We start from the raw sequence: 24531 nt of genomic DNA, 5'->3' as shown, positions 1-24531 counted from the left end.
GTCAGCCTCGGGTTTGGCGGGCTTCCAGATCGGCCAGCGCGCGCTTGACGCGCCGAGAGCGGATCCAGGTGCCCAGAATAAGCAGGGCCAGAACGCCCAGCGACAAGGCATAGGCGAGCAGGATTTCGGTGGCGTAGCTTCCAAGATCGGGCATCAGGCGCGGGCTCTCTCACGGGTCAGCAGGGCACGGGCGCGCCGCGCGCGGATCTCGGTCCGGGTTCCGGCCAGCACAAGGGCGAGAAACAGCAGCCCGAAGCCGATCATGCACAGGTAAAGCGGCATCCGATAGCTCAGATCCATCCGCTCGCCCGGGGCGACCGACAGCGAAGCACCCTGATGCAGGCCCTGATTCCAGAAGATCGCCGCATAGCGTGACAGAATCGCGAAGACCGAGCCCACAAGGCACAGGACCGAGGTCAGATCGGCCGCCGTATCGGCGTCGTCGATGGCCGACCACAGCGCGATATAGCCCAGATAGAACAGGAACAGGATCAGGAACGAGGTCAGGCGCGGATCCCATGCCCACCATGTGCCCCACATCGGCTGGCCCCAGATCGCGCCGGTCATGAGCGCGATCATCGTCATCGCCGCGCCTACGGGGGCCGCGGCCTTGGCGGCCAGCGCGCTGACATGGTGGCGGCGGATCAGCCAGATCAACGAAGCAATCAGCATCATCGCCCAGGCATTGATCGCCATCAGCGCCGAAGGAACATGGATGAAGATGATCTTCACCGAGGACCCCATGCGGTAATCCTCGGCGGTGAAGAACAGGCCCCAGATCAGCCCGGTCACGATCAGCCCAGCAGCGAGCACGGCGCTCAGCGGCATCAGCCAGCCCGAGAGCCGCATGAACTTGACCGGATTCGCGTATTCCCAGAGCGATGCCATGCAGAAGTCCTAATGTGAGCCGGGGCGGGCCTCAACCCACGCCCGCGTGATATGCCTGAGGCAGGTTAACGCAGGTTGATCCTGAGCGCGAAGGCGGCGGCGAAGGGCAGCAGCGCGACCGAGCCCGCAGTGATGCCCGACAACAGCAAAAGCGGCGTCGCGGCGTCCAGTCCCTGCGCCGCCCGCGTCACCGCCTGCGCGCCGAAAACCAGCGTCGGCATGTAGAGCGGCAGCACCAGCAGCGACATCAACAGCCCGCCGCGTTTCAGCCCCACGGTCAGCGCCGCGCCGAACGCGCCGATCATGCTGAGCGCGGGCGTGCCAAGGGCAAGCGAGACGATCAGCACCCCGAAGCCCGGCGCCGCAAGGTTCAGCAGGATCCCCAGCACTGGTGCCGCCAGCGCCAGCGGCAGGCCGGTGGTGATCCAGTGTGCCAGCGCCTTGATTGCCACCACGCCCTCCAGCGGGATGGGCGAGGTCGCCAGCAGGTCGAGCGAGCCATCCTCGTGGTCGAGCGCGAAGATCCGGTCGAGCGACAGCAGGCAGGCCAGCAGCGCGCCGACCCACAGGATGCCGGGCGCGATCAGGCCCAGCGTCGCCGGATCAGGCCCCACGCCCAGCGGCACCAGCACGGCGAGGATCAGAAAGAACCCCAGACCCAGCCCGAAGCCGCCGCCCGCGCGAAAGGCAAGCCGTAGGTCGCGGATCAAGAGCGCGATCACAGAAAGGCGCCCCCGTTCTCTCCGTCGAAGCCGCCAAAGCCCAGATCGGCGGGGATCTCGGCCTTGTAGGGGCCCAGATCCAGCACCCGCGCTTCGGGCAGGCCCAGATCGATATGCGTGGCCAGAAGCGCCGCCCCGCCCGTGGCCAGATGCGCGCGCACCACCCCGGCAAACAGCGCGACCGAGGCCGCGTCCAGCGACACGGTCGGCTCATCCAGCACCCATAGCCAGCGCCCGGTGACGATCAGCCGCGCAAGCCCCAGCCGCCGCTTTTGTCCGGCCGAAAGATGCTGCGCCTGCCGATCCGCCAGATCGCGCAGGTTCATCGCCTCCAGGGCCGGCTCGATGTCGCTCACCCCGTGGATCGCAGCCCAGAAGCCGAGATTCTCGCGCACGCTGAGGGTCGATTTCAGCCCGTCGGCATGCGCGGCATAGGCCATCTGTTCGGGCGGGCAGGAAATCTCGCCGTCCAGCGCGGGCTGCAATCCGGCGAGCGTGCGCAACAGCGTCGTCTTGCCCGAGCCGTTCGGCCCGCGCAGCACCAGCGCCTCGCCGGGGCCCACGGCAAAGCTCAGCCCCTCGATCAGTGGCAATCCCCCGCGGGCGCAGGCCAGTTCCGTGACACGCAATTCCATGGTCAGGGCTTATCCAATCCCGCGCCCGGCTGCCAAGCAAAACCGCGCCCCTGCTTCATTCTGCCCTAAATACTCACCCTGAAGACGAGAAAAGGCAGACGGCCGAAGGCGCCCGCTCGTTTCCTCTCACCGTGTCGGAAATACTCCGCGGGAGGTGGGGGGGCGAAGCCCCCACACTCACACGTTGAGCAACAGGTGCTCGCGTTCCCAGGGCGAGATCACCTGCTGGAACTCGTTGTATTCATCGCGTTTCACCGCCTCGTAGAGATGCACGAAGTCCGGGCCCAGCACCTCGACCATCGCCTCGTCGGCGACCAGAAGGTCGATCGCCGCGTTCAGCGTCAGTGGCAATTCGTCCTCGCCCATATAGGCGTTGATGCGGCATTCCGGGCGCGGATCGCGTTTTTCCTTCAGCCCCAGATACCCGCAGGCCAGCGACGCGGCGATGCCCAGATAGGGGTTGCAATCCATCCCCGCCAGCCGGTTCTCGACCCGGCGCGCGGCAGGCCCCGAGATCGGCACGCGGATCCCGGTCGTGCGGTTGTCGCGGCCCCATTCCAGATTGATCGGCGCGGCGAAGTCAGGGACATAGCGGCGGTAGCTGTTCACATAGGGCGCCAGCAGCGCCACGGCGGCGGGCAGGTGGTTCTGCATCCCGGCGATGAAATGCAGGAAGGCGGGCGTTTCGCTGCCATCCTCGGCCGAGAAAATGTTGTTGCCGGTGTTCAGATCGACCACCGAATGGTGGATATGCATGGCCGAGCCCGGCTCGCCCTCGATCGGTTTGGCCATGAAGGTGGCGAAGCAATCGTGGCGCAAGGCCGCCTCGCGGATCATGCGCTTGAAATAGAAGATGTGGTCGGCCAGATCGACCGGGTTGCCATGGGCGAGGTTGATCTCGACCTGACCCGCGCCGCCTTCCTGCAGGATGCCGTCGATTTCAAGCCCCATCGCCTCGGCGTAATCGTAGACGTCGTCGATCACCTTGCCGTATTCGTCGACCGCCGACATCGAATAGGCCTGTTTCGCTGCCGCCTTGCGCCCCGAGCGGCCCATGGGCGGCACGATCGGCATGTTGGGATCGACGTTGCGGGCGACGAAATAGAATTCCATCTCGGGTGCGACAACGGGTTTCCAGCCTTCGGCGGCATAGAGGTCGAGCACCCGCTTGAGCACGTTGCGCGGCGCGGTCGGCACCGGCTGGCCCGCCTGCGTCATCGCGTCATGGATGATTTGCAGCGTGATATCGGCGGTCCAGGGCGCGGCGGTAGCGGTCGAGAAATCCGGCACCAGCGTCATGTCCGGTTCCTTGTACTCGTCCTCGCCGCCCGGCGCATTCGCCCATTCGCCGGTGATGGTCTGCAGGAAGATCGAGGTCGGCAGGTAGAAATGCGTCTGCTTGTCGAACTTGAAGGCGGGCATCGCCTTGCCGCGGGCAACCCCCGCGATATCGGGCAGGATGCATTCGATCTCGTCCAGTCGCCGCCCGGCAATGTATTCGCGGGCCGCATCGGGGATCTTTGTGGTCCAGTCGTTCATGGAAATATCCTTGGAAATATCCTTGGGCGGCGGGTCACGACGCCGCGTGCGCCTGCGCCTTGTGCGCGGCGGTGAAGAAGGCGGCAAGCTGGTCGGCGATACGGGCGCTGTCGGTCCGGTCGCCGAATTTCGTGCGCGCTTCGTCCATCAGTCCATCGGGTACCACGCCCTTGCCGCGCGTGTCGATCAGCCCCTCAATGAAGCCGTCGCCATATTCGGGATGGGGCTGCACCGAATAGCCCAGATCGCCATAGGCAAGCCCGGCATAACGGCAGAAGGGCGACGAGGCGATGACCGTGGCGGTGTCGGGCTTCTCGACGACCTGATCCTGATGCCAGGCATTCAGGCGCAGCGTCTCGCCGCCGAAATCGTACTCGGTCTGGCCCACCGACCAGCCGCCCGCGAATTTCTCGACCTTGCCGCCCAGCGCCTGCGCCATGATCTGGTGCCCGAAGCAGATGCCTGCGACCGGGATCTTCGCGGCGAAGGCGTCGCGGATGAACTGCTCAAGCGGCGCGATGAAGGGGTGGTCTTCGTAGACCCCGTGGCGCGAGCCGGTGATGAGCCAGCCGTCGCATTCGGTGACCGAGCCGGGAAATTCCATCCCGTTCACCCGCCAGCGCGCGAAGGTGAAACCGCGCCCGGCGAGCAGCTGCTCGAACATGTCGGGGTAGGTCCCGAATTCCGTCAGTTCCGCGGGCGCGTCGCCCGTTTGCAGGATGCCGATTTTCATGTCTGCCTCAAACCGTGTCGAGATAGAGTTCGAGCATCTCCTGCGGCGTCATCTCGGCCATGTAGCGCAGCTCCTGGCGCTTGGTGCGCACCAGATTGTCAATCAGCTGCGGGGCGAAGATGCGCGCCATTTCGGGGCTGCTTTCGAACGCGTCGATCGCATCTTGCCACTTTGTCGGCATTTGCGGAAGGTCGAGATCATAGGCATTGCCGGTGATCGGCGTGGGCGGGGTCAGGCCGTCCTCGATCCCCAGCAGAGCGCCGCCCAGAACGCCCGCCATCATCAGGTATGGATTGATGTCGCCGCCCGCCACGCGGTGCTCGATACGCCGCGCCTTGAAGCTGCCCGAGGGGATGCGCAAGGCAGCCGTGCGGTTCTCATAGGCCCAGGCGATGCCGGTCGGCGCGTGGTTGCCGGGCGCGAATCGGTCATAGCTGTTCCAGTGCGGCGCCAGCAGCAGCGTGGTGCCGGGCATCGCCTTCAGACACCCTGCCACCGCGTTTTTAAGCAGGTCCGAGCCGCCGCGCGTGCCGTCGTCGAACAGGTTCGTGCCGTCCTCGTCGGTGACCGAGAAATGCATGTGCATGCCATTGCCGGGCCAGTCCTCATAGGGTTTCGCCATGAAGCTCGCGGCAAAGCCGTGCTTGCGCGCAAGGCCCCGCACCAGTTGCTTGAAGAGCCACGTGTCGTCGGCGATCTTCATCACGTTGTCGGAATGCAGCAGGTTCACCTCGAACTGCCCCAGACCCGCTTCCGAGATCGCCGTGTCGGCGTCGATATCCATCACTTCGCAAGCGTCATAGAGATCGGTGAAGAAACGGTCGAAGGCGTCGAGCGCGCGCAGCGCCAGCGTGTCGGCGCCGGGACGCCGCTTGCCCGAACGCGGCGAGGGCGGTACGCGCAATTCGCGGCCGGAATCGTCGATCAGGTAGAATTCCAGCTCGGTCGCGCAGACCGGGTGCAGGCCCTTCGCGTGGAACCGCTCGACCACGCGGGCCAGCGCATGGCGGGGGTCGCCGGCAAAGGGCGTGCCGTCTTCGTGGAACATCCACAGCGGCATCAGTGCGGTCGGGGCTTCAAGCCATGGCATCGGCAGGAAGCCGCGCTCGGTGGGTTTGAGCACCCCGTCGGCATCGCCCGAATCGAACACCAGCGGGCTATCTTCGATATCCTCGCCCCAGATGTCGAGATTCATGACCGAGAAAGGGAACCGCGTGCCCTCATCGACAACCTTGTCGGCAAAGCGCGAGGGCACGCGCTTGCCCCGGGCTTGCCCGTTGAGGTCGACAGCAGCGATGCGGATGGTTTTGACGTCGGGGTGATGGCGGAGCCAATCACGCATGGATCACCTGATATATTGGGGCCGGAACCGGAGCCGGGCACGCGCCGCCCGCGGAAGATGCCGGTTGAGCCTTCGATTGACCGCACCGAACAACCCGATCACCGCCAGCGTCAGCACGATGAAGTAAAGCCCCACCAGCGGATAGGCAACGAACGGGTTGAAGGTCTGCGCGGCGAAATAGTTCGCGTAGTAAAGGGCGTCGCCCATCTGCTGCCAGGCCGGGAAGGCCGAAAAGAACACCAGGGTCGTGGCGTGCAGCAGAAAGATCGCCTCGTTGGTGTAGCTGGGCCAGGCAAGGCGCAGCATGGTCGGGAAGGTAATGCGGCGGAACTTGCTCCAGCCGGTCAACCCGTAGGCATCGGCGGCTTCCATATCCCCCTTGGGGATGGATTTCAGCGCGCCGAAGAAGATCTCGGCGGTATAGGCCGAGGTATTGAGAAACAGCACGAACAGCGCCCCCGCCCAGGCGCGGGTCATCCATTGCGTGTCCATGGTGATCGGGCCGATCTCGATCCCGGTGCGGGGCAGCAGGACCAGCGCCTCGTAGACGAAGAAGAACTGCACAAAAAGCGGCGAGCCCCGGAACAGGAAGACGAACCAGTCCGCCGGTCGCGACAGCCAGCGGCTGGGGCTGGCCTTGCCCAAAGCCACGGCGGTGGCGAGGAAAAAGCCGAAGAACAGCGCAAGGATGGCGAAATAGACGTTCCAGATCAGGCCCGAGGCGATCAGGAAGACCTGATCGCAGAAATTGATCTCAAGCCCGCGCGGCAGCAGCCGGTCGCCGAAATCGCGTCCCAGTGCGCGCAGGATGAGTCCGCTGAAGCTTTCCCCGCAACTGCTCATGCGGGCGCCTTTCTGAGCGCTTCACCGCCCGACGTGGCCTGCCCGTGATTGAGCCGCGCCATGATCCGGTCGAAGATCTTCTGACTGACCCATGTCAGCGTCAGGTAGAAAGCCAGCACGCCGAGGAAGTACCAGACCCGCCAGTCGGGATGGGTATACGCGTAATGCCCGGTCTTCTGCCCGCCCAGTTCGCGCGCCCAGAACACCACGTCCTGAATGCCCAGCAGGAACAAGAGCGGGGTGGCCTTGGTCAGGATCATCCACAGATTCGACAGGCCGGGCAGGGCATAGACCCACATCTGCGGCAGCAGGACCCGGCGAAAGCTCTGGCCCGGCGTCATGCCATAGGCCTCGGCGGTTTCGATCTGCGTGCGCGGCACCGCGTTCATCGCACCGTTGAGCGTGTTCGCCGCGAACGCGCCGAAGACCAGCGCGAAGGCGATCAGCGCCAGCGCGAAGCCCCAGACATTGTGAACCCAGGCCGGATCGGTGGCGAGCGGCATTTTCGCCGCCTGACAGACGATGAAATCGTTGCCCTGCCGGATCGGTTGGTCCCAGTCGGGGCACAGGATCTTGTGGCGCAGATATTCGACGCCCTGATCTATGGCGAAGGGGACGAACAGGAAAAAGATGATGTCGGGAACGCCGCGCACCATCGAGACATAGATGGTGCCGATGCCCTTGAGCAGCGGGTTGCCCGAGCGCACCGCCAGCGCGCCCAGAAACCCCATGCCAAGCGCCAGCGGTGCCGCGAGTGCGAGCAAAAGCAGCACGACCAGCACCGACCGATAGAGCGCGAAATGCGAGCCGGTGGTCAGGTAGCAGGCCATCCATTGCCAGTCGGGCAGGACAGACGGATCAGCGCAAAAGGAAAACATCGGGCACCGGCGATAGGCCCTTCGCGGCGGACGCGAAGGGCCGGGCTGTCAGATCATTCGAACTGCGGCACCTCGTCGCCGAACCATTGCACCAGCATTTCGTTGAGCGAGCCGTCGGCCTTCATCTCGTCGAGCGCCGCGTTGAAGGTCGCTTGCAGCTCGGTGTCGGACTGGCGCAGGCCGATCGACACGCCAGCACCCGGCGAGGGCACGGTGGCCAGGAATTCCAGCTCGCCGCCGGACTCGTCTACATAGGTCATCAGGAAGTCGCGGTCGGCCAGCACGGCGTCGGCAGTGCCGTTGCGCACCGCGGCGATGGTCTCGTCGGCGGTCGGGAATTCGATCAGCGTGGCCGAGGTGTCGGCGACCATGCCCGATTGCATCGTGTTCGACTGCGCGGCGATCACACCCTCTTCCATGACCGAGGTATCGGTGCCCGCCAGCGCCATATAGGCCGAGGGATCAGGCAGCTTGTAGGGATCCGAGAACATGATGACCTCGGCGCGTTCGGGCGTGGCATTCATGCCGGCCATGATCGCGTCGTAATTGCCGCCCACAAGGTTGGGGATGATCGAATCCCAGTCGTTCTGCACCCATTCGCAGGTCAGACCGGCGCGCTCGCACAGGGCGTTGCCCAGGTCGATCTCGAAGCCGACCAGTTCGTTGGATTCGTCGATATAGTTATACGGAGGATAGGCGCCCTCGGTACCGAGACGGACGACATCCTGCGCCAGCGCGCCGGTCGCGGCAAAGGCGAGCGTGGCGGCGGAAAGAAGAAGTTTCTTCATTTTTGATTACCTCTGTTGGACTTGGGGTCTTTTTTGTTTTGTTTGCCCTCAGCCCGACTGGGTCGCGCTGAGGAATTGCTGAAGGCGCGTCGATTTGGGCGCGCCGAACAGCTCTGCGGGCGGGCCCTCTTCTTCGATCAGGCCCTGATGCAGGAAGATGACGTGATCGGACACGTCATTGGCCAGCCGCATGTCGTGGGTGACGATGATCATCGTGCGCCCCTCATCGGCCAGCGCCTTGATGACGCGTACCACCTCTTGCTCAAGCTCGGGGTCCAGCGCCGAGGTCGGCTCGTCGAACAACAGCGCGCGCGGCTCCATGCACAGGGCACGGGCGATTGCCGCGCGCTGCTGCTGGCCGCCCGACATCTGCGCCGGATAGACGTCGCATTTGTCGCCGATCCCCACCTTGTCCAGCAGGGCGCGGGCGCGTTTCTCGACCGTGGCCTTGTCCTGCTTCAGCACCGTGACGGGGGCTTCCATGACGTTCTGCAGAACGGTCATGTGCGACCACAGATTGAAGTTCTGGAACACCATCGCAAGATTGGTGCGGATGCGCGCGACCTGCGCGCGGTCTGCCGGGTGACGGTTCAGCCCGGTGCCGCGCCAATGGACGCTTTCGCCCTCGAAGATGATGTCGCCCTGCTGGCTGTCTTCGAGCAGGTTGCAGCAGCGCAGAAGCGTCGATTTGCCCGACCCGGACGAACCGATGAGCGAGATCACCTGACCGGGCATTGCCTTGACATCGACCCCTTTGAGGACCTCGAGCGAGCCATAGGCCTTGTGCAGGCCATTGATCTCGATGACCGGGACAGTCGCGGCAGCGTCTGTCGGACCGGGTTCGGGCGGGGCAGTCAGTGTATCGGCGGTCACGCAGACTCCGTCATTATTTGATCAAGTTTTCTACTAGGGCGCATTTCGATTTTGAATGCAACGGCGTATTGACGATTCTGTCAACGGTCCCGAGGGGTCAGCCGCGCCCGGTGACCCGGCGTGGGGGTCACGATCCGTGCCAGCACCGCGCCGGTGACAAAACCGCCCAGATGTGCCTCCCATGCGAGCATTCCGCTGACGAGAAACCACAGCAGCACGTTCATCACCGCCAGACCGATCATCATCCGGATCGGCTGATCGATCGACATGCCGATTTTGCGCCGGACCTGAATGTCCCAGAAGATCGTCATGCCGAAAAAACCGAACACCGCGCCCGAGGCGCCCAGCATCGGCGAGTCTGAGCCGTTGAGCAGCCAGTAGCCCGCCGCCCCGCCGATCGCGCACAGGACGAAGGCCAGCAGAAAGCCGCCCTGTCCCAGCCGGATCACCGACTGACGGCCCAGATGGACCAACAGCAGCATGTTGAAGGCCATGTGCAGAAAGCCGCCATGCAGAAAGGCATAGCTGACGAACATCGTCACCCGCTGGCCGGGAAAAACCGGCTCCCATCCCTCCAGCAAGCCGGGCCAGAACGCACCATGGACGATGGCGACCCGGCGCAGGCTGTCGAACTGAAAGAAGGGCATTTCGGCCAGCGTGAAGGCCAGCTCGAGCAATGCGCACAGACCGACGATGCCCAGCACAACCGGGGCGGGCCGCGTTGCGCTGGCTCTGAAATTCTGGGTCATGGGCAAGGGATGGCAGCAGCGTCGCATGACCGCAAGACCAAACGCAAAGCCCCGCCGGCTTTCGTAGGGTCCGCGTCAGGGACTCTGTCGCCGGGCAGGGTCAGTAGCCGGTGGCGCGCAGGATCGAACCGAAGGTCGCTGCCATGATCTTCAGGTCCCGCCACAGCGAAACCCGCTCGGCATACCGCAGGTCGATGGCCGCACGCAGCGCGAAGCTGTCCTCGTTGCGCGCGGTGACCTGCCACAGCCCGGTGATCCCCGGACGCAGGCCCAGATAGGCGGGCGGATTGGCGTAGATGGCCATTTGCTGCGGCAGCATCGGGCGGGGGCCGACAAGGCTCATGTCGCCCTTGATGACGTTCAGCAGCTGCGGCAGCTCATCCAGCGAGGTCTTGCGCAGCAGGCGGCCCAGCGGGGTGATGCGGGGATCGCGCTTGAGCTTCTGCGTCAGGTCCCATTCGGCACGCATCGCCGGGTCGCGGTCGAGATACTCGACCAGCCGGGCCGAGGCGTCGGGCACCATCGAGCGCAGCTTGTACATGCGGAAATGCCGTCCGTGCCGCCCGAGACGTTCCTGCGTATAGAAGGGGTTACCGCCTTCGATCCACAGCAGGGCCGCCAGCAGAACCAGCACCGGCGCGGCCACAAGCAACGCGACGCTGGCCAGCACGAGATCCAACAGGCGTTTGCCGGTCACCGCATAATCCCCGCCCAGCGCGGGCAGAAGCTCGGCAGGTTCGGCCTCGCTCATCGGAGAGGTCAGGGTCGGTCCCTTGCTCCAGTCCTGCAGCGCGTAGTTTGCAGGCATCGGATTCAGGTCGACTCCGGTGAAGTCGGGTAGTGCACGATAGTGCAGGGTCATGGCAGCGCCCAGATAGTGATGCGGTCGGACTTCACCCCCCCAGGCGCAGTCGACGTCTCTTAACCTTCTTTAGCCGTGTTTGTGTCGCGGAAAAAACAAATTGCGGCAATTTCGCCATAATTAGGCCCTAAACTGTTTGTTTCCAAATGGGCATCAGGGGGCGTTTTCGCAAAATGCCGCTTAACATGCGAACTTTTGCAGGATGCGAGGGTGATCGTCCCTGTAGTGGAAACATTTCCGTCGCGGAAAGCCCGATAGGCGCTGATTGCGTCAAGGGCTGATTTGCACGCATGAGGCGAACTTCTGCCACAATTACGCCGTGTTCCGTGTCGCGCCGCCGAATCACCCCGGCTTGTGGCGCTTGGATGGCAGGGGAAAGGCCGCAGGTCCAGCTTGCCCAGAAAGCGCCCCGAGAATTTGGTAATCTGGCCCCACTTCGCCTATATCCCGACGGACAACGCCATGGCTCTGGCTGACAACGATCAGCGGGGCGGGGGCGCAACTAAACCGGAACGGGCATGGCACAGGCGCTTAATTATTATCTGGAGCATTTCGGGCTGCGCGAACGTCCCTTCGCGTTGGCACCCGATCCTGAGTTCCTGTACTGGTCGCCCGAACATCGCGGCGCGTACGCGATGCTTGATTACGGCCTGTCGACGCGGGCGCCGATCACGCTGCTGACGGGCGAGATCGGGGCGGGCAAGACCACGCTTCTGCACCATTTCATCGACGGGCTCGACGACAGCGTGACGATCGGCATGATCTCGAACGCACGGCCCGGCGTGAACGACATCATGCGGCGCGTCTGCGCGGCGCTGGGCCTGTCCGTGCCGGGCGGCGGCGCCGAAGACGATGCGTTTCCGGCGATTCAGGATTTCCTGCTGGCGGAACATGCCCATGGCAACCGCGTGCTTCTGGTCATCGACGAGGCGCAGAACCTCAACCGCGATGCGCTCGAAGACCTGCGGATGCTGACCAATATCAATGCCGGGCGCGACGAGGTGCTTCAGCTTCTGCTGGTGGGCCAGCCCGAGCTGCGCGCGATGGTGCGCCGCCCCGACCTGATCCAGTTCGCCCAGCGTGTCGCGGCAAGCTATCACCTGCCGCGGCTCGATATCGCTTCGACCGGGGGATATATCGCCTCGCGCATCCGTCATGCGGGCGGCAATCCCGGTATCTTCAGCCGTCAGGCCGCCGAGCTGGTGCATCAGGCGACCGACGGGGTGCCGCGGCTTATCAACCAGCTGTGCGACCTGTCGCTGACCTATGCCTATGCCGCCAAGGAGCCGATGGTGAAACGCGATACCGTGGCGCAGGTGCTGCGTGACGGCGTGTTCTTTGGCGCCAGCGACGGCACTGGCGATGGCGCGCAGGGCTGAGCCGGTTTGCAGCGCCGTTTTCGGCGCCCGAACCGCACGCAAAAGCCGCCACCCTTGACTTCCACCGCCTGACGCTGTTTCTCCGGGCCGATCCATAGCCCCAGCCCCGGAGTTCCCGATGCACGCCTATCGCAGCCATACCTGTGCCGACCTCAACAAGGCGCATGTCGGCGATACCGTCCGCCTCGCGGGCTGGGTGCACCGCGTGCGCGACCATGGCGGCGTGCTGTTCATCGACCTGCGCGACCATTACGGCATCACGCAGGTGCTGGCCGACAGCGACAGCGCGGCTTTCGCCGAGCTGGAGAAGGTCCGCTCGGAATGGGTGATCTCGATCGAGGGCAGCGTGAAGGCCCGCGACGAGAGCCTGATCAACACCAAGATCCCGACCGGCGAGATCGAAGTCTATGCCCGCAAGGTCGAGATTCTGGGCGAGGCGGGCGAATTGCCGCTGCCCGTTTTCGGCGAGCCGGACTATCCCGAAGAAACGCGCCTGACCTACCGCTTCCTCGACCTGCGCCGCGAGACGCTGCACGCCAACATGATGCTGCGCTCGAATGTCGTGCGCTCGATCCGCAACCGGATGTGGGACGAAGGCTTCAACGAATTCCAGACGCCGATCATCACGGCCTCGTCGCCCGAAGGCGCGCGCGACTTCCTCGTGCCCTCGCGTCTGCATCCGGGCAAGTTCTACGCGCTGCCGCAGGCGCCCCAGCAGTTCAAGCAGCTGATCATGGTGGCGGGCTTCGACAAGTATTTCCAGATCGCGCCCTGTTTCCGCGATGAAGACCCGCGCGCCGACCGCTCGCCCACCGATTTCTACCAGCTCGACGTGGAAATGAGCTTCGTGCGGCAGGAAGACGTCTTCGCCGCCGTGCAGCCGGTCATCCAGGGCGTGTTCGAGGAATTCGGCGGCGGCAAGACGGTCGATGCCGACTGGCCGCTCATTGCCTACAAGGATTCGATGCTGTGGTACGGCTCGGACAAGCCCGACCTGCGCAACCCGCTCAAGATGCAGGTCGTGTCCGAGCATTTCGCGGGCTCGGGCTTTGCCATTTTCGCCAAGCTGCTGGAAAACGCGGGCACGCAGATCCGCGCGATCCCGGCGCCGGGCGGCGGTTCGCGCAAGTTCTGCGACCGGATGAACAGCTTCGCGCAGTCGCAGGGCCTGCCCGGCATGGGCTATATCTTCTGGCGCAAGGGCGATGCCGGGCTGGAAGCGGCGGGGCCGCTGGCCAAGAATATCGGCCCGGAACGTACTGAGGCGATCCGCCAGCAGCTGGGTCTGGACGAGGGCGATGCGGCCTTCTTCCTCGGCGGCAAGCCCGAGCAGTTCGAGGCCGTCGCGGGCCGCGCGCGCACCGAGATCGGGCGCGAGCTGGGCCTAATCGACGAGAACGTCTTCAAATTCGCCTGGATCGTCGATTTCCCGATGTACGAGAAGGATCCCGAAACCGGGACCATCGACTTCAGCCACAACCCGTTCTCGATGCCGCAGGGTGGGATGGAGGCGCTGCAGGGCGATCCGCTCGAGGTGCTGGGCTATCAGTACGACCTTGCCTGCAACGGCTACGAGCTGGTCTCGGGCGCGATCCGGAACCACAAGCCCGAGATCATGTTCAAGGCGTTCGAACTGGCGGGCTATGGCAAGGACGAGGTCGAGAAGCGCTTCGGCGGCATGGTCAAGGCGTTCAAATACGGCGCGCCCCCGCACGGCGGCTGCGCGGCGGGGATCGACCGGATCGTCATGCTGCTGGCCGATACCGCGAATATCCGCGAGGTCATCATGTTCCCGATGAACCAGCGCGCCGAAGACCTGATGATGAACGCGCCTTCGGAGGCCACCAACGAACAGCTGCGCGAACTCCGCCTGCGGGTGCTGCCGCCGGAAAGCTGAGCTGGCGCAGGGGGCTGCGCCCCCTGCATATTTATTCCAGGCAGAGGCGAGGGGGCCACGCGCCCCCTCGCGCTCCCCTGCGCCAAGGGGGGCTGTCTGCCCCCTTGGTCCCCCCGAGGATATTTCCGGATAAAAGTGAGGGTGGCGCGCGCTTTCCCGATGGGATGGGGTGCGCTATCGGTTAGGGATCTGTGAAAGGATCCTGCCATGACCGATCTGTCTTCGTGGTCTCCGCCGCAATTGCCGCCGCGCACTGACATCAAGGGGCGCTATGTCACGCTTGAACCGCTGGCGCGCGCGCATGCGGAGGGGCTGTTCGCGGCCTATGCCGAGGATGGCGGGGCGATGTGGGATTACCTGCCGGTCGGCCCTTTCGCGGATCAGGGCGCTTATATCGGCTGGCTGGATGCCGCGCGGCTGGGCTGGGATCCGCTGCATTTTGCGGTGCGCATGGAAGACGGGCGGCTGGGCGGCACGATGAGCCTGATGCGGATCGATCCGCGCGCGGGATCGGCCGAGGCAGGCTGGCTGACCTTTGCGCCGCGCCTTCAGCGCACGCGCGAGGCGACCGAGGCGGTTTATCGGCTGATGGAATGGTGCTTCGAGGCAGGCTATCGACGGTTTGAGTGGAAATGCCATGCGGCCAACCTGCCGTCGCGCCGGGCGGCGCAGCGGTTCGGGTTGAGTTATGAGGGTGTGTTTCGGCAGGCGGGCGTGGTCAAGGGCGGCAATCGCGATACCGCATGGTACGCGGCGATCGATCTGGAATGGCCGGCGCTGAAAGGGGCGTTCGAGACTTGGCTGGATCCCGCGAATTTCCGAGCTGAGGGGGGGCAGAAGCAGAGCCTCGCGGCGCTGACGCGGCCCGTCCTAGCGGCGCTCGATCCCTTGGTGGGCTGAGCCGCGCATTGCGCAGGATCCGGGTCGCGGTGTCTCATGCGGTCGGCGAAGACGGGGCATCCCTGGAAGACGGGGCATACCTGACGGAGGACCCCGATGACGTTTCAGATCCATGCCCTGCCAGAGGCCGACTTCGCGCCGCTTTTCGCGTTATCCGACGAGGACCTTGCCGCGCGCCATGCCCGGCGCTCGGTCGTTACGCATTCGCCGGGCGTGCCCTGCCGGGTGAGCCTTGAGGATGCGGCGATTGGCGAGACCGTGTTGCTGATCAACTACACCCATCAGCCGGCCTCGACGCCGTATCGGGCCTCTCATGCGATCTTTGTGCGCGCGGGGGTACGGCAGGCGCGGCCTGCGCCGGGCGCGGTGCCGGCGGTGTTTCACGCGCGGCTGATATCGGTGCGGAGGTTCGACCGGGATGACATGATGATCGACGCCGAAGCGGTCGAGGGGCGGGAGCTGGGCATGGTGCTGACGCGGTGTTTCTGGAACCCGGCGGTCGCCTATATCCACCTTCACTACGCCAAGCCCGGCTGTTTTGCCGCCTTGGTGCGGCGGGCCTGAAGCCTGTCCCTGACCGAGGCGCGTCCCTGGCTCAGGCGCGGCGCAGGGCGACGATCCAGAGCGCGGCCAGCGCGAAGGACAGGATCGCGTTCCACGAGGCCATCGACAGGCCCAGCATCTCCCACGCGACATCGGTGCAGCGCACGACTGGCGCCGCCATGATCACGTCGAGCGCATCCGAGGGGCTGAGGCTGGAAATATCGGCGGTGCCCGAGCAGGCGGTGGGGCCTTCCCACCAGCCTCGCTCGACGCCGGTGTGATAGATCCCCAGTGCGCCCGATGTGGCCACGGCGAGCGCGCCCAGTGCCATCAGCCAGCGCGCGGGGAAGAACCAGACGGCCACGCCGATGAGGAACGCCGCCAGATGCGGCCAGCGCTGTTCGACGCAGAGTTCGCAGGGCGCGAGGCCCATGACGTATTGAAAATACAGGGCGCCGCCCAGAAGCGCTGCAGAACCGAGCCCCGCAAGCGAGGCGAGCGACCAGTTTTTCACAGGAACCTCACAGCCAGAAATCCGCCGAGCAGCAGTACCACGAAGAGGAAGGTCATCAAGCCCAGCCGGCGCTCAATGAATTCACGAATGGGTGCGCCGAAGAAATAGAGCAGCCCCGCCACCAGAAAGAACCGTCCCGCGCGCGCCACGATCGAGGTAACGATGAAGGTGCCCAGCGGCAGGCCGGTCCAGCCCGACATGATGGTGATCACCTTGTAGGGGAAGGGCGTGAGACCGGCGATCAGCACGGGCCAGAAATCCATGCTGTTGAAACGGTCGTTGAATTCGAGCACAGCATCGCCCTTGCCCAGCGCTTCGAGGATCGGAAAGCCGATACTGTCGAAGGCCAGCGCGCCGATCGCGTAGCCCAGAAGCCCGCCCAGAACCGAGGACAGCGTCGCCACCCCCGCAATCAAAAAGGCGCGGCGCGGGGCGGCGATGATCATCGGGATCATCAGCGCGTCGGGCGGGATCGGGAAGACCGAGCTTTCGATGAAGGCTACGATAGCAAGCGCCCAAAGCGCGCGCGGATGCGCGGCAAGCGAGATCGTCCAGTCGTAGAGAGATCGCAGCATGGGGTCTCCGCTCGGGCTGTGCGCGTTTCTGGTGCCCCAGCGGGACGGGGGCGTCAAGCCAGCATCGCCCGCACTGTGCCCGTCCGGTATCCGCTCGGTGCCTTCAGCCTGCCCATGCGGACGATACCACGATGGCATCCACCCCGTTGACCGCGCCGCGTGGGCGGGATAATCCGCTTCTGCGTGCCCGAGTGGCGGAACGGTAGACGCAGGGGATTCAAAATCCTCCGCCCTAGCGGGTGTGCGAGTTCGAATCTCGCCTCGGGCACCAATTTTCGTCAGATCACCTGTGCCCTTTGACCGGACCTGTTCCCCAGAGCGGTTCGCCACGCCCCATTGGCTCTTTGTTGGGACGGATTTTGGCTTCTCCCCGTCTCATATCCATTGCTGCGGTTCGTGTTGCCGGATGCCGTAAGCCGCTGCGCCTATGATGATGGCAGGGGGCATCGGCGGCTCTTGGCAGCCCCGGGTAGTCGCTCAATTGGCCAGGTTTCCTGCAGGCTACGGGGTCAGGAACTGACATGGCCACAGCCGCGAAAATGAAACAACGCCAAAGACTTGCGCGGAAGGAATGCGCCGGGATAGGGGCGCAATCTACCGGAGACGTGTTAATCGTGGGGTAAGCTCTCGGCGGTATCTCAAGGTGAACTTTGATTCTCTTCGGGAACCCCGTGATGCGCGTCGCTGCGATGATATGCTTGATCTTCGGACCCTTGATCGCGGCGCCTCTGTTGGCTCTCACCGGTCGCCCGCTTCAATCAGCAACCACATTTCTCGTTGTCGGACCTCCGAACGGTTTGCCGGGTATCCTGCACCGCGCGGGCGGACGTCCCATCGGCCCGACATCCGCACCGCTTGCCCTGCTCGCCGTTGCAGAAACGGAGCCTGCGGGCTTCGCCGAGCGGTTAAAAAACGAAGGTGCCTGGTTGGTCCTCGACGGCGCGATCGCAGCGCAACTTTGCGGAGCTTAAAATGACCGAAACCACCACTTCCCTGGAAGCTGCGCAGGCAAAGGGTCTACGTCTGATTGGCTATCTCAACGGTTTGCTGACGCCTGTTCCGGCGATCGGCGCCTGGCTGGCGGGTCTGTCGCCCTGGCCGTTTCTTGCGATGTCTCTCGCAATTGCCGCAGTGACGATCGGCGTTCAGCTTCGCGGCGGAGAGATCGCGCGGATCGCGGTGTCGCTTGGGGCTATGGGGCAATTGCCGTTGCTGACGGCTGCATTGGCCGGAAATCCGTGGCAGCTTGACTCACACCTGATCTACTTTGCCGTGCTGGCTGTGCTGGTTATCCTGCAAGATCAGCGGGCGCTTCTCGCCGCGTCAGGGATCGTCATCGTCCATCACGCACTGCTCACGTTTTTCCTGCCGACGCTGATTTATCCAAGCGGTGGCCTGCTGATAGATTTGGGTCGTCTGGCGCTACACGGCACCGTTTGGGTGGCTGAAACCGCAGGTCTGTTCTACCTATTGCGAATGCAGCTGAGCCAGCGCGATCAGATCGAGCAAGAGGCGGCAAGGCTCTCCGATGCGTTGACCAGTTCGCACGAGCTGCAAAGGAACCTGACCAAAAAGGAAGCAGAACAGCTCAACGTCATGGAACACTTTAGCGTGGCGCTGACCCGGTTGGCAAAAGGGGATCTTGCAACGCGTATTCTTACGGTGTTTCCGGAACAGTTCGAGCCGCTGCGAAACGAATTCAACAGCGCAGTCAAAGCGTTGTCCGTCGCCATGACCCGTGTCCAGGAAAACGCGGACTCAATCAAAGCGGATACAAGAAGCATTGCTTCTGCATCCGACAAACTCGCCAAGCGGACAGAGGAACAGGCCTATGCACTGGGCAGTGTGACCACGCGTATCGACAGGATCAGCGAGGTCATGTCCACCACGTCAGGAGACGCCCAACAGGCCGCGCTGATGACGGCAGAGACAAGAACCGACGCGGAAAACGGCATGAAGGTGGTCGATGGCGCGTTGGATGCGATGGCCCAGATCAAGAGCAGCTCGGACCGGATCCTGTCGGTTGTCGATCTGATCGAAGACGTGGCGTTGCAGACCAACCTCTTGGCGCTCAATGCCGGGGTCGAGGCCGCACGTGCGGGGACGGCCGGTCAAGGGTTCGCCGTCGTCGCCACGGAAGTTCGCGCGCTTGCAGGGCGTTCTTCGGATGCGGCGCAGGAAATCAGCGTTCTGATAAACGACAGTTCCCGTCAGGTTCAAAACGGTGTGGAACTTGTCAACAACGCCGGTGCAGTCCTTCGCGGTGTTCTCGAAGCGGTGCGCAAGGCCTCTGATGCCATGCAAAGCATCGCATCGACGGTCGGGACCCATTCACAAGGAATCGCTGATCTGAAAAACACCATGGGTGAACTTGATCAGCTCACACAGCATAATACAGCCATGTTTGAGGAAACCTCTGCTGCAACGACAGCTTTGAATGCCGCGACCAATCTGCTTAGCGAGGTGGTGGCGGAATTTCAGAATGCTTCCGAGCGGAATGACCCCGCTCCGGTGATCCGCAATGTGGCATAGGGGGTGAGCGCCAAGGTTTGGCGAGGGCGAGGCGCGGTGTATTGTGGACGTCCTGAAGCTGTTTTCAGCGTTCGGGGTAGAGCAGACCATCCGCGTTTTATTAATCCGAGTGTGCCATGTTACGATTTTCCCGCTTATCCGTGCCGCCCAGCGCCGTTTTCCGGGCGCTTTGTCTGACGCTTTTTCTGTCGCTGATCCCCGCCGCTTTGTCGGCGCAGGTCCGGTCACTGCACTTCGCGGCGGAAGAGGGGTTTGTCCTGTCGCCCGAACGCGGCTTCTGGATCAGCGAGCACGAGGATTTCCTACGCAGCGACAACTGGACCTATGAGTGGATGGCGCGTCAGCGCGACGAGAACGGCTATACTGTCGTCTTCGCGCTGATCCGGCTCGATGCCTGGCGCAATGCGCCCTTGCCCGACTGGGAACTTAGCTGGATCGAGGGCGCGCTGGGCAATGCGCGTCGCGCCGGGGTCAAGCTGATCGTGCGGTTCAGCTATAATTACGGCGGCAACCAGCCGGATGCGCCCTTGTGGCGGGTCCTGCAACACATTCGCCAGCTCGGCCCGGTCCTGCGGCGCAACCGCGACACGCTGGCGGTGATACAGGCGGGTTTCATCGGGCAATGGGGCGAGGGGCATGGCTCGGCCAACGGGCTGGAAAGCCCGGCGAACAAGGCGGCCATCCGGGATGCGCTGCTCGAATATTTCCCGCTCGAAGTGCCGCTGCAATGGCGCCGGCCACCCGACCTGATGGCCTGGGGCGCCGAGGGGCGCGGGCGGTTCGGGTTTCACAACGATTGTTTCCTGTCCGCGCCCGACGATACCGGCACCTATACCGGCTGGGCGGGACAGCAGCTGGCGCAACGTCTCTTCGCGCAGGACATGACCGAGAGCACGCCCTTCTCCGTGCAGACCTGCCGCGGCAGCGCGCCACGGCTGGGGTGCTGGGCGATCCTTGATGAAGGGGCGCTTTACCACCTGAACACGTTGGATGCCGCCTATCACCCGGACTTCCACGACCGCTGGCGCGCCGAAGGCTGCCGGGACGCGGTCGAGCGGCGGCTGGGCTACCGGCTGCGCATGGATTTCGCCCGCATCGATCAGCCTGCGCATGAGGTGACGGTCTGGGTCGTCAATGACGGCTGGTCGCGTATCTTCTCGCCGCGCCCACTGCTGGCGACGCTGTATCGTGGCGGCACCGCGCTGCAGACGATCACGCTTGGCCCGGCCGCGCTGCTGGGACGTGGGGCGCCAGAGGGCGGGCTGCGTCTGGGCGACGTGGCCCCGGGTGAAACCGTGCCGTTTCAGGGGCGTTTCCGCAGCTGGATCGGACGCAACGATGTCATCTGCCTGTCGTCGCCCGATCCCCGTCAGCCGGATATCGCGGCTTATGCCGTACGGTTCGCGAATGCGGCGGTGCCGGGGCAATCGTGGTGGTCGGACCCGCGTGCTGCGTTCTGTTTCCGGGCGGTACCCTGACGTTCCAGCACTGGTGGCAATCCTAGCGGGGCGCCGCTGCCCGGCGAAGCCGGTCGTTCACCGCGCGTCCAAGCCCGCTTTCGGGTACCGGCGCGAAGGCGATGCGCCCCCCGGGCCCCGCCAGCGCGTCGGCTTCGTGCAGCGCGTGGAACAGCCGCGCCGCGGCCTCGGTCGTGTCGCCCGCTTCCGACAAAGTCAGCGCGGCGCCGGGGCAGGGGCCGAAGCCCACCCAGACCTCGCCGGGTTCGGGCGCCTCGGCCCCCAGCCGCACGCGCCCGCGCGGCGCGTAATGCGAAGCCAGCTGGCCCGGCGCGGTGATCCGTCCGTCCTTTGGGCGCTGCAGCGTCAGGCCGAGGGCTTCGACCGCCTCGCTTGCCAGACCGCCCGCGCGCAGCAGCACCGGCGCCTCGCCCCGGGCGTCGAGGATCGTCGATTCCAGTCCCACCGCGCAGCTTCCGCCGTCGACCACGGCCTCGATCCGTCCGTCGAGACCGTCCAACACATGCCGCGCCGTCACCGGGCTGATGCGCCCCGACGGGTTGGCCGAGGGCGCGGCGAGCGGGCCGCCGAACGCGTCAAGCAGCGCGCGCGCGACCGGATGGGCGGGCAGGCGGATCGCCACGCTGTCGAGCCCGGCGGTCACCAGCGGCGACAACCCGCCTTTCAACGGTAGCACCAGCGTCATCGGACCGGGCCAGAAAGCCCGCGCCAGGCGCTCGGCCAGTGGGGTCAGCACGGCGTAGCGCTCGACCATCGACAGGTCGGGCAGATGCGCGATCAGCGGGTTGAAGCGGGGGCGGCCCTTGGCCTCGAAGATGCGGGCGACGGCGTCGTCGCAGGTCGCATCGGCGCCCAGCCCGTAGACCGTCTCGGTCGGGAACGCGACCAGACCGCCGCGCCGCAGCAGGCCCGCCGCCTGCGACAGCCCCTTGGCATCTGGGGACAAAACTCGGGTCTCGGGCATGGCGAGGTGACGCTGCGTTTTCGTGTCGAGGGCTGTTCCGGGCGCTATAATTGCGGCAATACAGCCCGCGACGCGGCTTGCCAAGCGCGCTTGGCGCGGCTGCAACAGCGATTGCCTGGAGGAAACCGATGCCATTCACGTCCCCCGTTGCCGATGTGCGTTTCCTGCTCGACAAGGTGTTGGGCTACGACCGCCTTGCCGAGACCGACACTTTCGCCGAAGCCGGCGCCGATGTGACCGAGGCGATCCTGTCCGAGCTGGGCCGGCTGTGCGACGAGGTGCTGGCGCCCGTCAATCGCAATGGCGACCTGACGCCCGCCAAGCTGGAAAACGGCGTCGTGCGCACCTCGCCCGGTTTCAAGGACGCCTATCAGGCGATTGCCGAGGGCGGCTGGCTGGGCATTTCTGCCACGCCCGAGTTCGGCGGCATGGGGCTGCCGCAGACGCTGAACACCGCGATGAACGAGATGATGTCGGGCGCCAACCTTGCGCTGCAGCTCTGCCCGCTGCTGAGCCAGGGCCAGATCGAGGCGCTGGAACACCATGCCAGCGACGAGTTGAAGGCGCTTTACCTGCCCAAGCTGATTTCCGGCCAATGGACCGGCTCGATGAACCTGACCGAGCCGCAGGCGGGTTCGGATGTGGGCGCGCTGAGCACCAAGGCGGTAGAAAAAGACGACGGCACCTTCGCGATCACCGGCCAGAAGATCTATATCACCTGGGGCGATCACGACGTGGCCGAGAATGTCTGCCATCTTGTGCTGGCCCGGCTGCCCGATGCGGCGCCCGGCACCAAGGGGATCAGCCTGTTCATGGTGCCCAAGCTCATCCCCGATGCCGAGGGCAATCCCGGCGAGCGCAACGACCTGCGTGTCGTCTCGCTCGAGCACAAGCTGGGGATCCACGGCTCGCCCACCTGCGTGATGAGCTTCGAAGGCGCCAAAGGCTGGATGGTCGGCAAGCCCAATGGCGGCATGGCGGCGATGTTCACGATGATGAACAATGCCCGTCTGGGCGTGGGCACGCAGGGGATCGGCGTGGCCGAAGCTGCCTATCAGCACGCGCTGGCCTATGCGCAGGAGCGCAAGCAGGGCAAGACGCCGATGGGCAACACCGCGATCATCGACCATGCCGATGTGCGCCGGATGCTGGCGGTCATGCGGGCCGAGATCTTTGCCGCCCGCGCCATCGCGCTGGAATGCGGTCTGGCGCTGGATATGGGCAAGGCCACCGGCAAGGACAGCTGGAAGGCGCGCGCCGCGTTGCTGACGCCGATCGCCAAGGCACACGGCACCGATATCGGCTGCGAGGTCGCGTCGATGGGGGTGCAGGTCCATGGCGGTATGGGCTTCATCGAGGAAACTGGCGCCGCGCAGTATTTCCGCGATGTCCGCATCACGCCGATCTATGAGGGCACGAACGGCATTCAGGCGATGGATCTTGTTGCGCGCAAGATGATGGACGGGGGCGAGGCCGCCGCCCGTCTGTTGCAGGAAGTTCAGGACAATGCCGAGGCCGCGCGCGGCACGCTTCCCGAACTGGCCGAGGCGACGTGGGAGGCGAGCGAAACCCTGCGCGAAGCGACCGAGTGGCTGGTGGCGCAGGAGATGAACGAGCGCTTCGCCGGTGCCGTCCCCTATCTGCGGGCCTTCGCGCGGGTGCTGGGCGCACATTACCACCTGAAAGCCGCGATGGTGGATCCCGAAGGCGGGCGTGCCCGGCTTGCGCGCGTCTTCATCGAGCGTATTCTCCCCGAGCATGCCGCCCTGCTTGCGCAAGCGCGCTCGGGGGCCGGGCCGCTTTACGATCTCAGCGTCGAGGATCTTCAGACCGCATGACGACAGCCAGCCCGCACCCGGCAGAACAGGGCATCCACTTTCCACATGAAGCCCCGCCCGAGAAGGGGCAGGCGATTGAGGTCGCGCCGGGGATTTTGTGGATGCGCATGTCGCTGCCGATGCAGCTGGATCATGTCAATGTCTACGCGCTCGACGATGGCGATGGCTGGACGCTGGTCGATACCGGCTTTGCCACCAAGAGCACAAAGCGCGACTGGCAGGCGCTGATCGCCGGGCCGCTGGCGGCGAAACCCGTGCGGCGGCTGATCGTTACCCATCACCATCCCGATCATATCGGGCTGGCCGGGTGGTTTCAGACCGAATACGGCGTCGAGCTTGTGACCACCCGCACCGCGTGGCTCTTCGCGCGGATGCTGATGCTCGACGCCCATACGAAGCCGGTGCCGGAAACCGTGGCTTATTGGCGCGGCGCGGGAGTGGACGAGGAAGAGATCGCGCGCCGCATGGCCGAGCGGCCGTTCAACTTCGCCGATGTCGTCGATCCGATGCCCTTGGGGTTCACCCGCATCGCCGAGGGGGACGAGATCGTCATCGGCGGGCGCAACTGGATCGTGCGTTGCGGCGACGGCCACGCGCCCGAGCACGCGACGTTCTGGAGCCTCGACGACGATCTGGTCATTGGCGGCGACCAGCTTTTGCCGGGCATCAGCGCCAATCTGGGCGTCTACGCGACCGAGCCCGGCGCCGATCCGGTGGCCGAATGGATCCGGAGCTGCAAGAAGTTCGGCGAGATCGCCGAGGATCGTCATTACGTGCTGCCCGGCCACAAGCTGCCCTTTACCGGCCTGCCGCTGCGGCTGCGCCAGATGGTCGAGAACCATCAGGGCGCGCTTTCCCGGCTCGAGCAATACCTGTCCGAGCCGCGCACGGCCGCCGAATGCTTCCTGCCGCTTTTCAAGCGCGAGATCACCGACTCGGCGGCGGGCATGGCGCTGGTCGAATCGGTGGCCCATCTCAACCATCTGCTCAAGGCCGGCCGGGCCACGCGCCAGCGCGACGCGCGCGGCGTCTGGCTGTGGCAGCGCGCCGCCTGAAACC

The 24531-nt window shown here is 64.9% G+C and carries 24 protein-coding genes and 1 tRNA gene; 9 read left to right on the top strand and 16 right to left on the bottom strand.

The window, feature by feature from the left end; translation table 11 throughout:
• Window position 1: 1 nt before the first annotated feature.
• The 13 genes from ccmD to JI664_RS02915 all read right to left on the bottom strand — a co-directional run bounded on the left by ccmD (window position 2) and on the right by JI664_RS02915 (window position 10852).
• Window positions 2–154 carry a heme exporter protein CcmD gene (ccmD, locus tag JI664_RS02975; RefSeq protein WP_349768676.1) on the bottom strand — a complete coding sequence of 51 codons (153 nt, stop codon included), beginning with the start codon at window positions 152–154 and terminating at the stop codon, window positions 2–4.
• Entirely contained in the window at window positions 154–888 is a 735-nt protein-coding gene (gene ccmC, locus JI664_RS02970) for a heme ABC transporter permease CcmC (protein WP_207012233.1), read from the bottom strand. The genes ccmD and ccmC overlap by 1 nt, the downstream gene beginning before the upstream one ends.
• A gap of 65 nt (window positions 889–953) precedes the next feature.
• Window positions 954–1610: a heme exporter protein CcmB gene (gene ccmB / locus JI664_RS02965; protein WP_207012232.1), complete on the bottom strand. Its 657-nt coding sequence runs from the start codon at window positions 1608–1610 to the stop codon at window positions 954–956.
• Entirely contained in the window at window positions 1607–2245 is a 639-nt protein-coding gene (gene ccmA / locus JI664_RS02960; protein ID WP_207012231.1) for a heme ABC exporter ATP-binding protein CcmA, read from the bottom strand. The genes ccmB and ccmA overlap by 4 nt, the downstream gene beginning before the upstream one ends.
• Before the next feature lie 177 nt (window positions 2246–2422).
• On the bottom strand, window positions 2423–3784 hold the full coding sequence (locus JI664_RS02955) for a glutamine synthetase family protein (protein WP_207012230.1): 1362 nt from the start codon (window positions 3782–3784) through the stop codon (window positions 2423–2425).
• 34 nt (window positions 3785–3818) lie between these two features.
• Entirely contained in the window at window positions 3819–4517 is a 699-nt protein-coding gene (locus tag JI664_RS02950; protein ID WP_207012229.1) for a type 1 glutamine amidotransferase, read from the bottom strand.
• A 7-nt stretch (window positions 4518–4524) separates the two neighbouring features.
• The gene (locus tag JI664_RS02945; RefSeq protein WP_207012228.1) at window positions 4525–5859 is read right to left on the bottom strand and encodes a glutamine synthetase family protein; all 1335 of its coding nucleotides are present in this window, start codon (window positions 5857–5859) and stop codon (window positions 4525–4527) included.
• A gap of 3 nt (window positions 5860–5862) precedes the next feature.
• Window positions 5863–6702 carry an ABC transporter permease gene (locus JI664_RS02940; RefSeq protein WP_207012227.1) on the bottom strand — a complete coding sequence of 280 codons (840 nt, stop codon included), beginning with the start codon at window positions 6700–6702 and terminating at the stop codon, window positions 5863–5865.
• Window positions 6699–7580 carry an ABC transporter permease gene (locus JI664_RS02935; protein WP_207012226.1) on the bottom strand — a complete coding sequence of 294 codons (882 nt, stop codon included), beginning with the start codon at window positions 7578–7580 and terminating at the stop codon, window positions 6699–6701. Before JI664_RS02935 ends, JI664_RS02940 begins: the two co-directional genes overlap by 4 nt.
• A 53-nt stretch (window positions 7581–7633) precedes the next feature.
• Complete coding sequence (locus JI664_RS02930) at window positions 7634–8368, bottom strand: transporter substrate-binding domain-containing protein (RefSeq protein ID WP_207012225.1); 735 nt, start codon at window positions 8366–8368, stop codon at window positions 7634–7636.
• A 48-nt stretch (window positions 8369–8416) separates the two neighbouring features.
• A complete protein-coding gene (locus JI664_RS02925; RefSeq protein WP_414707709.1) occupies window positions 8417–9241 on the bottom strand; it encodes an ABC transporter ATP-binding protein in 825 nt (274 codons plus the stop codon).
• A gap of 80 nt (window positions 9242–9321) precedes the next feature.
• Window positions 9322–9990 carry a rhomboid family intramembrane serine protease gene (locus JI664_RS02920; protein WP_207012224.1) on the bottom strand — a complete coding sequence of 223 codons (669 nt, stop codon included), beginning with the start codon at window positions 9988–9990 and terminating at the stop codon, window positions 9322–9324.
• A gap of 100 nt (window positions 9991–10090) precedes the next feature.
• Entirely contained in the window at window positions 10091–10852 is a 762-nt protein-coding gene (locus tag JI664_RS02915; protein WP_207012223.1) for a sugar transferase, read from the bottom strand.
• Window positions 10853–11370: 518 nt separating this feature from the next.
• On the opposite strand from JI664_RS02915, the gene JI664_RS02910 reads away from it, so the two are divergent.
• From JI664_RS02910 to JI664_RS02895, 4 genes are all read left to right on the top strand, one after another.
• Entirely contained in the window at window positions 11371–12231 is an 861-nt protein-coding gene (locus JI664_RS02910; protein ID WP_207012222.1) for an ExeA family protein, read from the top strand.
• Window positions 12232–12349: 118 nt separating this feature from the next.
• Complete coding sequence (gene aspS, locus JI664_RS02905; RefSeq protein WP_207012221.1) at window positions 12350–14128, top strand: aspartate--tRNA ligase; 1779 nt, start codon at window positions 12350–12352, stop codon at window positions 14126–14128.
• 207 nt (window positions 14129–14335) lie between these two features.
• Window positions 14336–15028 (top strand): GNAT family N-acetyltransferase, encoded by a 693-nt coding sequence (locus JI664_RS02900; protein ID WP_207012220.1) that lies wholly within the window; start codon window positions 14336–14338, stop codon window positions 15026–15028.
• Between the two features lie 96 nt (window positions 15029–15124).
• Window positions 15125–15592 (top strand): DUF1203 domain-containing protein, encoded by a 468-nt coding sequence (locus tag JI664_RS02895; protein WP_207012219.1) that lies wholly within the window; start codon window positions 15125–15127, stop codon window positions 15590–15592.
• Between the two features lie 31 nt (window positions 15593–15623).
• Here the strand turns inward: JI664_RS02895 and JI664_RS02890 are convergent, their stop codons facing one another.
• Both JI664_RS02890 and JI664_RS02885 read right to left on the bottom strand, forming a co-directional pair.
• Entirely contained in the window at window positions 15624–16085 is a 462-nt protein-coding gene (locus JI664_RS02890) for a disulfide bond formation protein B (RefSeq protein WP_207012218.1), read from the bottom strand.
• Window positions 16082–16660 carry a YqaA family protein gene (locus tag JI664_RS02885; protein WP_207012217.1) on the bottom strand — a complete coding sequence of 193 codons (579 nt, stop codon included), beginning with the start codon at window positions 16658–16660 and terminating at the stop codon, window positions 16082–16084. The genes JI664_RS02890 and JI664_RS02885 overlap by 4 nt, the downstream gene beginning before the upstream one ends.
• A 185-nt stretch (window positions 16661–16845) precedes the next feature.
• Here JI664_RS02885 and JI664_RS02880 point away from each other — a divergent pair.
• The 3 genes from JI664_RS02880 (at window position 16846) to JI664_RS02870 (ending at window position 20670) form a co-directional block, all read left to right on the top strand.
• Window positions 16846–16931: transfer RNA gene (locus tag JI664_RS02880), tRNA-Leu, on the top strand.
• A gap of 701 nt (window positions 16932–17632) precedes the next feature.
• Window positions 17633–19192: a methyl-accepting chemotaxis protein gene (locus tag JI664_RS02875; RefSeq protein ID WP_207012216.1), complete on the top strand. Its 1560-nt coding sequence runs from the start codon at window positions 17633–17635 to the stop codon at window positions 19190–19192.
• 116 nt (window positions 19193–19308) lie between these two features.
• Window positions 19309–20670: a DUF4874 domain-containing protein gene (locus JI664_RS02870; RefSeq protein WP_207012215.1), complete on the top strand. Its 1362-nt coding sequence runs from the start codon at window positions 19309–19311 to the stop codon at window positions 20668–20670.
• A gap of 22 nt (window positions 20671–20692) precedes the next feature.
• Here JI664_RS02870 and JI664_RS02865 read toward each other — a convergent pair whose 3' ends face one another.
• Window positions 20693–21634, bottom strand: a complete 942-nt coding sequence (locus JI664_RS02865) for an L-threonylcarbamoyladenylate synthase (protein ID WP_207012214.1) — start codon at window positions 21632–21634, stop codon at window positions 20693–20695.
• Between the two features lie 128 nt (window positions 21635–21762).
• Between JI664_RS02865 and JI664_RS02860 the strand changes: the two genes are divergently transcribed.
• Both JI664_RS02860 and JI664_RS02855 read left to right on the top strand, forming a co-directional pair.
• Window positions 21763–23472 carry an acyl-CoA dehydrogenase gene (locus JI664_RS02860; protein WP_207012213.1) on the top strand — a complete coding sequence of 570 codons (1710 nt, stop codon included), beginning with the start codon at window positions 21763–21765 and terminating at the stop codon, window positions 23470–23472.
• Window positions 23469–24527 (top strand): MBL fold metallo-hydrolase, encoded by a 1059-nt coding sequence (locus JI664_RS02855; protein WP_207012212.1) that lies wholly within the window; start codon window positions 23469–23471, stop codon window positions 24525–24527. Before JI664_RS02860 ends, JI664_RS02855 begins: the two co-directional genes overlap by 4 nt.
• Window positions 24528–24531 lie beyond the last annotated feature (4 nt).

Source organism: Rhodobacter sp. NTK016B (assembly GCF_017303295.1).
In the GTDB taxonomy this organism is placed as follows: Bacteria; Pseudomonadota; Alphaproteobacteria; order Rhodobacterales; family Rhodobacteraceae; genus Pararhodobacter.
The sequence above is the reverse complement of the archived record's forward strand: the minus strand, read 5'-3'. Positions and strand labels throughout refer to the sequence as shown.

Coding starts and splice junctions, on each gene's coding strand:
- JI664_RS02870 (WP_207012215.1), top strand. CDS start 19,309: ATGTTACGATTTTCCCGCTTATCCGTGCCGCCCAGCGCCGTTTTCCGG.
- JI664_RS02935 (WP_207012226.1), bottom strand. CDS start 7,580: ATGTTTTCCTTTTGCGCTGATCCGTCTGTCCTGCCCGACTGGCAATGG.
- JI664_RS02875 (WP_207012216.1), top strand. CDS start 17,633: ATGACCGAAACCACCACTTCCCTGGAAGCTGCGCAGGCAAAGGGTCTA.
- ccmD (WP_349768676.1), bottom strand. CDS start 154: ATGCCCGATCTTGGAAGCTACGCCACCGAAATCCTGCTCGCCTATGCC.
- JI664_RS02865 (WP_207012214.1), bottom strand. CDS start 21,634: ATGCCCGAGACCCGAGTTTTGTCCCCAGATGCCAAGGGGCTGTCGCAG.
- JI664_RS02895 (WP_207012219.1), top strand. CDS start 15,125: ATGACGTTTCAGATCCATGCCCTGCCAGAGGCCGACTTCGCGCCGCTT.
- aspS (WP_207012221.1), top strand. CDS start 12,350: ATGCACGCCTATCGCAGCCATACCTGTGCCGACCTCAACAAGGCGCAT.
- ccmC (WP_207012233.1), bottom strand. CDS start 888: ATGGCATCGCTCTGGGAATACGCGAATCCGGTCAAGTTCATGCGGCTC.
- JI664_RS02945 (WP_207012228.1), bottom strand. CDS start 5,859: ATGCGTGATTGGCTCCGCCATCACCCCGACGTCAAAACCATCCGCATC.
- JI664_RS02940 (WP_207012227.1), bottom strand. CDS start 6,702: ATGAGCAGTTGCGGGGAAAGCTTCAGCGGACTCATCCTGCGCGCACTG.
- JI664_RS02950 (WP_207012229.1), bottom strand. CDS start 4,517: ATGAAAATCGGCATCCTGCAAACGGGCGACGCGCCCGCGGAACTGACG.
- JI664_RS02885 (WP_207012217.1), bottom strand. CDS start 16,660: ATGCTGCGATCTCTCTACGACTGGACGATCTCGCTTGCCGCGCATCCG.
- JI664_RS02860 (WP_207012213.1), top strand. CDS start 21,763: ATGCCATTCACGTCCCCCGTTGCCGATGTGCGTTTCCTGCTCGACAAG.
- ccmA (WP_207012231.1), bottom strand. CDS start 2,245: ATGGAATTGCGTGTCACGGAACTGGCCTGCGCCCGCGGGGGATTGCCA.
- JI664_RS02955 (WP_207012230.1), bottom strand. CDS start 3,784: ATGAACGACTGGACCACAAAGATCCCCGATGCGGCCCGCGAATACATT.
- JI664_RS02910 (WP_207012222.1), top strand. CDS start 11,371: ATGGCACAGGCGCTTAATTATTATCTGGAGCATTTCGGGCTGCGCGAA.
- JI664_RS02900 (WP_207012220.1), top strand. CDS start 14,336: ATGACCGATCTGTCTTCGTGGTCTCCGCCGCAATTGCCGCCGCGCACT.
- JI664_RS02920 (WP_207012224.1), bottom strand. CDS start 9,990: ATGACCCAGAATTTCAGAGCCAGCGCAACGCGGCCCGCCCCGGTTGTG.
- JI664_RS02855 (WP_207012212.1), top strand. CDS start 23,469: ATGACGACAGCCAGCCCGCACCCGGCAGAACAGGGCATCCACTTTCCA.
- JI664_RS02915 (WP_207012223.1), bottom strand. CDS start 10,852: ATGACCCTGCACTATCGTGCACTACCCGACTTCACCGGAGTCGACCTG.
- JI664_RS02930 (WP_207012225.1), bottom strand. CDS start 8,368: ATGAAGAAACTTCTTCTTTCCGCCGCCACGCTCGCCTTTGCCGCGACC.